The 7558-nt window shown below is 63.5% G+C and carries 9 protein-coding genes; 2 read left to right on the top strand and 7 right to left on the bottom strand.

The genetic code is table 11. The features are described 5' to 3' along the window. On the top strand, positions 1-345 hold a 345-nt coding region (locus ACXJKR_RS18810), incomplete at its 5' end, for a hypothetical protein (protein ID WP_457324106.1). Between the two features lie 49 nt (positions 346-394). Then, positions 395-694 (top strand): hypothetical protein, encoded by a 300-nt coding sequence (locus tag ACXJKR_RS18805; RefSeq protein ID WP_457324105.1) that lies wholly within the window; start codon positions 395-397, stop codon positions 692-694. A gap of 405 nt (positions 695-1099) precedes the next feature. On the opposite strand, the gene ACXJKR_RS18800 is transcribed toward ACXJKR_RS18805, so the two are convergent. From ACXJKR_RS18800 to ACXJKR_RS18770, 7 genes are all read right to left on the bottom strand, one after another. Then, positions 1100-1237: a hypothetical protein gene (locus ACXJKR_RS18800; protein WP_457324104.1), complete on the bottom strand. Its 138-nt coding sequence runs from the start codon at positions 1235-1237 to the stop codon at positions 1100-1102. A gap of 53 nt (positions 1238-1290) precedes the next feature. Beyond that, a complete protein-coding gene (locus ACXJKR_RS18795) occupies positions 1291-2154 on the bottom strand; it encodes a TniQ family protein (RefSeq protein WP_457324103.1) in 864 nt (287 codons plus the stop codon). Next, positions 2151-3116: a TniQ family protein gene (locus ACXJKR_RS18790; protein WP_457324102.1), complete on the bottom strand. Its 966-nt coding sequence runs from the start codon at positions 3114-3116 to the stop codon at positions 2151-2153. The genes ACXJKR_RS18795 and ACXJKR_RS18790 overlap by 4 nt, the downstream gene beginning before the upstream one ends. After that, positions 3103-3963, bottom strand: coding sequence for a TniB family NTP-binding protein (locus tag ACXJKR_RS18785; RefSeq protein WP_457324101.1), 861 nt, complete (start codon positions 3961-3963; stop codon positions 3103-3105). The genes ACXJKR_RS18790 and ACXJKR_RS18785 overlap by 14 nt, the downstream gene beginning before the upstream one ends. A gap of 104 nt (positions 3964-4067) precedes the next feature. Beyond that, complete coding sequence (locus ACXJKR_RS18780; protein WP_457324100.1) at positions 4068-6038, bottom strand: integrase catalytic domain-containing protein; 1971 nt, start codon at positions 6036-6038, stop codon at positions 4068-4070. Beyond that, positions 5983-6660, bottom strand: coding sequence for a hypothetical protein (locus ACXJKR_RS18775; protein ID WP_457324099.1), 678 nt, complete (start codon positions 6658-6660; stop codon positions 5983-5985). Before ACXJKR_RS18775 ends, ACXJKR_RS18780 begins: the two co-directional genes overlap by 56 nt. A 366-nt stretch (positions 6661-7026) precedes the next feature. Next, on the bottom strand, positions 7027-7311 hold the full coding sequence (locus ACXJKR_RS18770; RefSeq protein ID WP_457324098.1) for a hypothetical protein: 285 nt from the start codon (positions 7309-7311) through the stop codon (positions 7027-7029). Between the last annotated feature and the right edge of the window lie 247 nt (positions 7312-7558).

Genomic DNA, 7558 nt, shown 5'->3' with positions numbered 1-7558 from the left:
GAGGGCTGGTTCATCCGCTTGTCTGCCATCACCCTGGAGGGCTCGCAGTACAAGGAGCACTTCCTTGCGTGCATCACCAAGGGAAACGACTCGCGCCTTTTCAACGGCCAAGTCCCGCCGTGGCCAGAGTCGGTGCATGCCATGGACGTTGGCCGACGACTTGCCGCTGGCGTCGGAGCGGCGTTCTATTTTCCGAGCCCCGACGAGCCGGATGACCGTCGCCCCTCGTGGCTTGATCAGCGAAGACCCATGCGCCCGCTTCTGCTCGTGGAAGCGGCGCAAAGGCTTCAAGCCCTTCGTAGCCCGGATACGCCGAAGCCGTGGTGGAAGTTTTGGCAAAGCTGACGTCAGCACTCGCCTGGATGCTGATGGCTCGACTTCCTGCCTAGACACGATGCAAGCCGACACCGCCAATGAACGCCTGTTGCTTATCGTGGAGGACAGCTTCCAGATTTCAGGACGCGGTCGAGTCCTCGCGCCGGGACTGCCGACAACGACGGATCTTGTCTTTGGAAAGGGCGCTCCGGTCCACCTTGTCCGCCCAGATGGGCAAGTGACCGAGACCGTGATTCAAGCGATCGAAGCTGTACACATGAGGCGCATGGAGTCGCCAACGATGGTCTTCATGATCACGCTCCCGAAGACGATTTCGGCCGAAGAAGTAACCAAGGGGACACGGGTGATCCTGATCTAGGCGACAGTGATGGACGTGGGACAGAGAGTTGGCAGCACCGCGTGACGCAGCGCCTTCTTCGGCATATCCTGCTCAGCAAGCTCATTCGCCTGAAATCATGCGTCGGCTCAATCACAAGCAGATCTTTCTGGATACCTTGCGGCGCTACTTCGCGCCGGTGGTCGGCGCTATCCGCGGAGCTTGCAGAGAAGTGACGGTGGTCCGCAGAAGCATCGAGCGCCGGCGGCGGCTAGAGATTGCGGCGTCCGACGGCCAAGTTGCTGAGACAGGCGCGCCATAGGGCCCAGCCAAATACTTTGCGGACTTGCAGCAGGAACCGCTGGCCCGCCCTCCTCTGCTCGACTCGGACCGAGACTCCTCACGGAGTTCGAAGCTCATCGTGACTTTCCCGGCGTCGACCAATTCCTATTTGTGAACGCCGACCTGTCTGAGGGTTGCGTCCAAGTGCCTTGTGCCGTGCAACGCCATTGCCACGACGATGGCAGCCATCAACGCAGGCAGACCAAACCCGAGGCAAAGGTAGGCAATGGCTTCGATGTTCATGATGGACTCCTGTCCGATCCAGTCTAGTTGATACGACTCTCTTGGGCTGTGCGTCAAACCTGCGCGCTGCCGCTGGGTACGGATTGAAGATCCGCCTGCTTGCCGAGCTCGGCAAGCCCATCTTTCTGCGTGGACAGGCGAGCCAACCGCGAAGCCCGCAGCTTCTGATCAAGCGCATCCTGAAGGCCCGCCATCGGCAACACGCCCGAGGCATACATCGCCACGAGCCCTTCCAGCTTGTGCTGTTGGCGTCGAAATTGGTAGCTCCGGTGAACCAACGCTGACAGCAGTGCTCGACCGTTGATTAGCCACAGCCGCTCCACGCTGCTCAACGACTTCATAGCTTCCTCCGCGAGCGACTGCAGTTCGTCGGCGTCTAGCGCTGTGCAGCAGCGCAGGCAGCGTGCAAGCGAGGCATGGCCCGCCCGAGCGGCCCTGGTCCCCTCGATGAGACAGGGGTGCTCCAGCATGGTCTCGCAGTCGGCGCACGCGTCCAGCAGCAGGCCGTTATGGATAGGGCACCATAGCCACACCTTGAACCGCCAATGGATGTCGAGATAGCCCACCCGGCGCTCGGACATGCAGCGAGGGCAATAGCGGAATCGGGCAATGCCCTTCCTCCCCGCCAGCAGAAACTGCTTGGCGCCCATCCCGGAAGCCAAGACGCTAGACATCAACCGGTCAGCGATGGCGAAGGAATGAGCGGGCAGATTGCATCTCCGCAGAAGGTCTTGCAGTGCCGGCCCGCTCAGGTACCAGTCCAAGTCAACCTCCGTGGGCAAGCTCAAGAACCGCAGCAACTCGTCGATTGACGACAGCCCCTGTGCAAGCGCGAGCCGCGACAACCAAGAACTGGGCGCCTCGAACTGGAACGGCCTAGGCACACCGAACTTCAGGATGCACGGCGTGCCCTTCATACGAACAACGGCATCTGTCGGCGAGGCCGCGCGCCGACGCGGCGAACTCCGGGCGGCCGCGAAGCACGATGGATGTCCAGCAGCCAAGCTGCCCTCTGGCCGTCCGTCTCGGCGGCTGGCTCGTCCGCGATCTCGGCGAGAACCGGGAGATGGACAACATCGAACGCTTGGGGCGCGACGGCTTCGAAACGCCCCAGCTCGGTGAGCCGCCGCAAGCCCCGCACGAGTACACCACCTACCTGGGTCAGGCTCGCTGAGCTGTGCCGCACGTTGCGGACAGGATCACCTGGCGACTCCAACAGGCCGAACGCTTCGATCAGACGGTAGGCGCCGTCGAGCGTCATGTCTTGTAGCAGCGGTGGCAGCCTGCGCATGGCATGCGGTGCCGTATCGTCGCCCTGCAGGACGGCCTCGGCCCAGTCAAGCCATGGGGCCAGTTCGGGCTCGAGTGTCGCGGCCTCCCCGGCGAGCTTGAAGAATCGTCCACACCCGCAGATGCGCAGGGCTGGCCTCGCCCACCGGATGGCCCGGCCGCAGCTGGCGCATTCCTGCACCAGGCTGTAGCCGTGCCGCCGGCAGGCCGGTACCGCCCTCGTCAGCCAGGCTATCCGCGCGAAGCCCGTCTCGCGGAGGCACGCCGGACACACCTTCGCCAACATGGACGTGGGCGCGACCCATCGACACAGCCGCTGGCCGGCGAGATGCACCCACCGGCCGCCACCGCGCCACTCGAGCAAGGTCATCCGATGGCGCACGTCGTCGGCGTCGGCATGGAGCGCCCATGCCAAGACCGAGACGTCGACATCGTTCAGCGCCTGCCGCCGATCGAGACCCATCCACCTCATGCCTTCCTCGTACTGAACACCGTTGGCCTGGAAGGCGCGCAGGACATGGCTCATGGCCGACTCACCCGGCATCGGCGCGACGGCGATAGCGAGCCGGCATTGGTCACGCGGCGGCATACGGGTTCACCACCTGGCTCGAGGAGCCGCTGACGCGCTGGAAGGCGATCTCGAAATGACTGCGGTCGACGGCTTGTGCCTTGGCGTCGATGGCCACGAGCACGGCCTCGGTGAGCAGCAGCTTCGTGCGGCGCCGGTTGCCAAGCACGGCCTTGTGCGTGAGCTTGACGAACGCTCTGTCCGCCAGGAGCTTGAAATCGATGCAACGCGTGCGGTTGCCGATCTCGGCCAGGAACTTGGCCCAGGCCTCATCGTCGTCGAAGTGTCTGAGGTTGAGCCGCACCGATACGCGGTCCGCCAACGATTCATCCACGTTCTCCAGGCCTCCGAAGCTGTTGCTGGCGAGAAAGACCAGTGCGATGCCCGTCTCGTCCATGAGGTCGCGAAGCACTTCCGAGGCCGGCGTCTCGCCCTGCTTTTCAGCCTTGGACTTGCGGATCGACTTCTCGAGCACATGAGCGTGGTCGACGAAGATCATGCGAGTTCCCTGCTGCCGCAGAGCATCGAAGGCGATGTCACGCATGCTGTCAAAGCGGCCTTTGCGCACCGCAGTGAAGGGATGTTGCACCGCCCTCAGCAGCAGTGACACGATGCCGCCGGCGCAGGGGTTCGCTCGAAGCCGAATGCTGAGCGCACCGTAGCCTTCGATGATGTCCGTTGCCGTGGGCAGACTTTTGCGGAAATACTCGGAGATGCTGGTCTTGGACGAGCCCGGTGGGCCGGACACGACGATGCCCTGCGGCCGGGTGGTCCGCAGAGACAACTGGTAGGCCCGATCCAGGGCCGCCAGGACCCCATGCAGATCGGGAAACAGCACGTATTTCCGGTCCACCTCGTCGGCGGCCAACAGCGCCTGCGTCGAGTACATGAACATGCGGCGCTCGGCGATCTGCCGAGCCTCTTCGTCGGCAGCGTCGCCGGAATCAAGAATGTCGAAGTCGCTCATGGTGTTTAGAAGTCGATAGTCTGAAATTCGTCGGATTCGACGAACGAGAAAGCCTTGACCTGCTGCTTGCTAATCGGCTCGGCGGGCGGTTTGATTAGGGCCGCGGTGGGTGGTGCGGCCGCGGTGGTTGCGCCCAGCACGCGGGCAGAAGTAGCACCGCAGAAGCGCGCGGCCAGCTTTTGGTCGGCGCTGGTCTTCCAGCTCACGGACTCCTGCCAGTGGTAGTGCAACTGGAGGCGCGCGCGTTCGAGGTATTCATAGGCGCCCTTGCTCTTGAGCTCCTCGCGGGCGAACTTCTGAATCAGCAGATGCTGGTTCCAGCTAAGCCCGTTCGCGTATTCGCCCAACCGGCACGGGCTGGTCACCCATTGCTGACTGCGCGGGTCCTGCACCCAGAGTTGGGACATGTCGTCCGGGTCCCATTTCACCCACGTCCTGAACTTCTTGCCGTGGGCTTGGCGCATCGGCAGCATTTCGGCACCACCGAATGGCAGCCCGTGAAGATCAACGCCGCCCTGGTGGACCATCAACTGCTTGGACAGCGCCGACACCATGCGCAGGCGCTCCATGTCGTGGGGAAAGCGCGCCGGCGGAACACTCAGCAGACCGTCCTGCATCAGGTCATAGGGCCGAGCGAGCTTGCGTTCGTTGACTTGGAACGGGTGGAAGTCGACCGCATACCTCACCAAGCCCTGAACGAACGCCGTGAACATGATTGCAGCATCTTTGTTCGGGTCGATGTTGACGATGTTGGCCACCCGCTTGTGCACGCGACCACGGGTCAAGGTCAACGTGTCGAGCGACGCGAAGAAGCGTTCGACATGGGGCTTGAGCCAGGGTGTGCGAACGCGGCAGTACGTGAAGCTGCTGCCCAGTTCCCAGCCCATGCGCTGAAAGACAGGCGAGTGGAACTCCAACCCGTTGTCGAGCTTCACCGTGTCGGGGATGCCCTCCGCGATCCAGTCGTGCTCCAGGTTCAGGCCGGCGACCATGTCCGCCTTGAAGCTGAGTGCACACCTCAGGACGCCGCTGACGCTGCTGAGGCCGGCGCCGTAAAAGCTGACGTAGAAGCCGAGCAGGTAGCCCGAGTAGGCGTCGATCATCACGGTAAGCAGCGGCCGCCCCAGCGGCAGGCCGGTGCGATCGCAGATCACCACCCAGTTCAGCGGCGTATGGTCGACTTCCACGACGTCCAAGGGGTATCTCGCAACCGTGCCATCCATCGCGGTCCGCGTCACCATGCGAGCACGCGCCGCACCCTCCCGTGCCTCGATGACGCGGTACTGATCCATCGCACTGACCCGTCGCGACAACGTGCTGAGGCTGATCCGGGATTCCGCGGCGGCCAGCCTGCCCTGTGCCGCCAACGACTTCGCCTGCGCGTGGATCATGGCGAGGGTGTGGCGCAGCGAGTAGCGATCCCGCGTCAGGTAGTACTTGCGAAGCGACTCGGAGACGAGCCGATCCATCTCCGGCGTGAGCTTGCTGGTGCGGACGCGATGCGCGTTGCCGTCGACCAATGACTGCGGCGCATGCTGCGACGACTCATAGGCGCGCAGCCATCCCATCACCGCGCTGCTGGACGGCGCCTTGGCGTCGTTGATTCGCTGCGCGACCTTCGCGATCAATCGCTCGATGGGCCGGCGCATGCCACGGCTGAGATGCGCCTGATGAATCGCCACGACGTAGGCCATCTTGCGCTTGAACCTTTCCAGGTGCACGCCCTTGAGGTTGTCGTAGGCCACAAGCGGCAGCACAGCGGTCTTGTCTTCTTTCGGCGCGAGCGCGCTGTCGTGCCCCATCAGAACGATGTCGCCGGCCCAGATCGACTTCAGCAGCTTGTGCTTGGGCATGGTGCCCGGACGGCGGGTGTGGCTGTCTTCATAGCTCCAGTTGCCGTCAGCCAGCTCGCGGATCAGTTCAAACGTCCGTGCGCCACGGCGAAACGCCAAGCCAACGTGCAAGGAAAAGGGCATCGTTGTTCTCCAGATAGTCGGTGTGGATGAGGCGGCTGTTCGATGCAGTGCTGAGGCCGCCAGCGAACGTGATGACACGCGTAGCGATCAGGTGGAACAGCAGCTCGCGCGAAACATGCAGCTCGGTCGCAAGCTGCTGTATCGAAGCGCCAGATGGGTGAGCCCGCAGGTGCTGGGTGACCCGCGCGAGGTCAGCGGGTTCAAAGTGCCCCTTGGCGTAGCGCAGCACCAGGCGCACGGCGTGGTGCTGGTCTCGCCGCCGCAGTGACTTCTCCGAGATGAGGAAGAACTGCTCGCCGCGCTCGGCCAGATGCCGCGCGGCCAGGTTGAACAGCGCCCGGTACTTGGGCACCTTGGCTTCGAGCTTGACCTCCCAGACCGATGTCCGGCCGTCGAGGGTCTCAACGCGGTAGTCAGGCGTGTAGGTCTGCCCGGGCAGCTCAAGGGACTCGGGCTGAGACGCGATGCACCGGGTCGCGGGGCATAGCGCCGCGACCTGCACAAAGGCGCTTTCGGTGGTGGCCTCGGCCTGGACCGGAGAGAGCAACACGCCCTTCAGGTTCAGAAGGTGGACGGTCCGGGGCGTGGTCGGCTTGATGAGCCGACGGACGGGGGCGTTCATGGCGCACCCCCAAGGCGATCAGCGCCAGCCGCGAGACGAGCGAGCGCGGAAAGAAACGAATCGGACAGGCGTGTCGACGCCTGCGATGGCCAGATGGCTATCCGCATGGGCGGTCCTTTCAAATGGAAGGGATGAGTTCGCCCAGCTACCTCAAGGCTTGACGCCTCAAGGTATGCGGCCCATACTGGCTGCGTAGATGTCCAATCTCGCTGGCCTTCGGGTCAGGCACAAAGCCCAGGGTTGCACCCCCGGGCTTTGTCGCTTCTGGGCGGCAAATTGCTATGGGTTCAGGTGGTCACCTCCTTGATAGGTTGATCGAAGGCCGTCGGGCACGGATCGCGTCCGACTCGACGGCTTGATGCGGAACTAGGCTCGTGCCGGCTCAGCGTTGTCGGCCTGACAGAAGCTGTTCATCCTGCAGCTCGCCAGCCAGCGAGCAACTTCGTGCGTGAGCGCGAAGCGCCCGCGACGGTGCGCGATGGGAAAGACCGGCACGGGCAACTTCCCACGTGCCTTGGCCTGGCGCATCGCAGCTGACGTCCGGAATCCCAGCGTCCGATACAGCGCTGCGCCACCCAAGACTTCACCATGCTGCTCACGCAGGACTTGCTCGATCTCGTGAGCGAGTTGATCTTGGCTGCCGTTGTTCACTGCAGGTTCTCCTTGGCGGCGCCTGGATGGCCGTTGTCACACATCCTATGGATGGACCGTAGGCGCGCCAACGGGAATGATGGTGGTCGAAAGTTCCCGTGCCAGCATCGTCCCGCCGCATGCAAGCTACTGATTCAGCTCGACTTTCTCTCGATGAGTTTTGCGACCGCGCCCAGATCGCGGACAAAACCGGCGCCAGGAGGAGGGCTCCTGAGGACGCTCTTCGAGCGGTGTTCTGGGCCTACTC

This window comes from Roseateles sp. P5_E11, assembly GCF_054049355.1.
This window is presented reverse-complemented; position numbering and strand designations above follow the sequence as displayed.

What these genes read in the sequence shown, in the direction of transcription:
- ACXJKR_RS18800 (WP_457324104.1), bottom strand. Translation starts at nt 1,237, where the DNA reads ATGAACATCGAAGCCATTGCCTACCTTTGCCTCGGGTTTGGTCTGCCT.
- ACXJKR_RS18795 (WP_457324103.1), bottom strand. Translation starts at nt 2,154, where the DNA reads ATGAAGGGCACGCCGTGCATCCTGAAGTTCGGTGTGCCTAGGCCGTTC.
- ACXJKR_RS18775 (WP_457324099.1), bottom strand. Translation starts at nt 6,660, where the DNA reads ATGAACGCCCCCGTCCGTCGGCTCATCAAGCCGACCACGCCCCGGACC.
- ACXJKR_RS18780 (WP_457324100.1), bottom strand. Translation starts at nt 6,038, where the DNA reads ATGCCCTTTTCCTTGCACGTTGGCTTGGCGTTTCGCCGTGGCGCACGG.
- ACXJKR_RS18790 (WP_457324102.1), bottom strand. Translation starts at nt 3,116, where the DNA reads ATGCCGCCGCGTGACCAATGCCGGCTCGCTATCGCCGTCGCGCCGATG.
- ACXJKR_RS18805 (WP_457324105.1), top strand. Translation starts at nt 395, where the DNA reads ATGCAAGCCGACACCGCCAATGAACGCCTGTTGCTTATCGTGGAGGAC.